General features: G+C 61.5%; 1 protein-coding gene. It reads left to right on the top strand.

Annotated elements, in window-relative coordinates; all coding sequences use genetic code 11:
• The first annotated feature begins 432 nt into the window (after nucleotides 1-432).
• Nucleotides 433-1,854, top strand: a complete 1,422-nt coding sequence (gene ltrA / locus C167_RS0104805; RefSeq protein ID WP_017517123.1) for a group II intron reverse transcriptase/maturase — start codon at nucleotides 433-435, stop codon at nucleotides 1,852-1,854.
• Nucleotides 1,855-1,925: the final 71 nt, after the last annotated feature.

Genomic DNA, 1,925 nt, shown 5'->3' with positions numbered 1-1,925 from the left:
TGGTGCGCCAGGCATGGCGCGTAGCGCCGTGACTGGCGCTGTCGGGTTCACTGTGGTGGTGAGCCTGGCGACTTGGAGGTGAAAGTCCTCTACACACCCGGCAAGGGGAAGTGTTAGCTGAAGGCAAGGGTGTCGCGGGCGACTGCGAATCTGAAGGAAGCCCGAGGCAAAATGCTGGCCTGACGAACAGGAAGCGGATGAGGCGGCGCAGCGGGGTGAGGTGGCCATAATCGCCAAAGCCCGATACTTGCACGGAACGCTGCGACGTAGATCCGACAGGCATAAGCAGGAAGGTCGCGCGAATTACCCTGGGAGATCTGTACGCTTGCCATTGTGCTACCGATTGTCGAGAGGCGACGGGATGGGCGTGCAGAAGTCAGCCGAGGCCGTAGTAAGTGGCGGTCAACCACGCCATCAAGGGCCGAACAGGTCATGCCGCCAGTAGGCGTCAGCGTCTCGTCGATAACCGAAATGCAGAAATTTCTCCAAGAGAAGACTGTCACCCCGAGTCCCGGCCAGAGGCCGAGGATGACGCCTGACAGCGCAGAGGTATCGGCGGCGTCGGTGACGTGGATGAACGCGGAGCCGGACACGCTGATGGAGCGGGTGCTTGCACCGGCGAATCTCAAGCGTGCGTATCAGCGCGTGGTCAGCAACAAGGGGGCGCCGGGTGCCGATGGCATGACGGTCGCCGACTTGGCAGGCTACGTGAAACAGTATTGGCCCATCCTGAAGGTCAGGCTGCTGGCAGGTGAATACCATCCCCAGGCAGTGCGGGCGGTCGAAATTCCCAAACCGCAGGGCGGTATGCGGCAACTGGGCATTCCCAGTGTCGTGGATCGCCTGATCCAGCAAGCCCTGCTGCAACAGCTCACGCCGATCTTCGATCCGCTGTTCTCGGACTATAGCTACGGCTTCCGTCCGGGCAGAAGCGCTCACCAGGCTGTCGAGATGGCCCGCACCCATGTGGCGGCGGGTCATAGGTGTTGCGTGGAACTCGATCTGGAGAAGTTCTTTGATCGGGTCAACCACGACATCCTGATGTTCTGTGTTGAGCGCCATGTCGAAGACAAACAGGTACTCAGACTCATCCGCCGTTACCTCGAAGCGGGCGTCATGTCGGACGGGGTTGTCAGCCATCGGCAGGAGGGGGCGCCGCAAGGCGGCCCGCTTTCGCCGCTGCTGTCGAACATCCTGCTCGATGAACTCGACCGTGAGTTGGAGCGGCGAGGCCATCGCTTCGTGCGCTATGCCGATGACGCGAACATTTATGTCCGTAGTCCGCGTGCTGGCGAACGAGTGCTGGCCAGTGTCGAGCGGTTCCTGAATCACCGTCTGAAACTGAGACTGAATCGGGACAAGAGTCGCGTGGCTGGGTCGTGGAAATGCGACTACCTGGGGTATGGGATGAGTTGGCACTCGCTGCCTAGACTGCGAGTGGCAACCATGAGCCTGCGCCGTGTGCGCGACCGTCTCAGGGAACTGCTGCGAGGGGTGCGGGGCCACAAGATGGCGAATGTCATCGAGCGGGTAAACCCGGTGCTGCGAGGCTGGGCAGGCTACTTCAAGCTCAGCCAGAGCAAGCGTCCACTGGAAGAGCTGGATGGCTGGGTCAGGCACAAACTTCGCTGTGTCATCTGGCGGCAATGGAAGCAGCCCTCTACGAGGGCGCGCAACCTGATGCGCCTGGGATTGAGCGAGGAGCGTGCCTGCAAGTCGGCCTTCAATGGCCGAGGCCCGTGGTGGAACTCAGGAGCGCCGCATATGAATCAGGCGCTGCCGAAGAAGCTATGGGACAGACTTGGACTGGTCTCGATACTGGATACGATCAATCGGCTTAACCGCATGGCCTGAACCGCCGTGTACGGAACCGTACGCACGGTGGTGTGGGAGGACGGCGGCCGTGAGGCCGCCTCCTACCCGAT

The sequence above is a fragment of the Pseudomonas nitroreducens TX1 genome (assembly GCF_000313755.1).
Taxonomy (GTDB): Bacteria; Pseudomonadota; Gammaproteobacteria; order Pseudomonadales; family Pseudomonadaceae; genus Pseudomonas; species Pseudomonas nitroreducens_A.
This window is presented reverse-complemented; position numbering and strand designations above follow the sequence as displayed.

Coding starts and splice junctions, on each gene's coding strand:
- ltrA (WP_017517123.1), top strand. CDS start 433: ATGCCGCCAGTAGGCGTCAGCGTCTCGTCGATAACCGAAATGCAGAAA.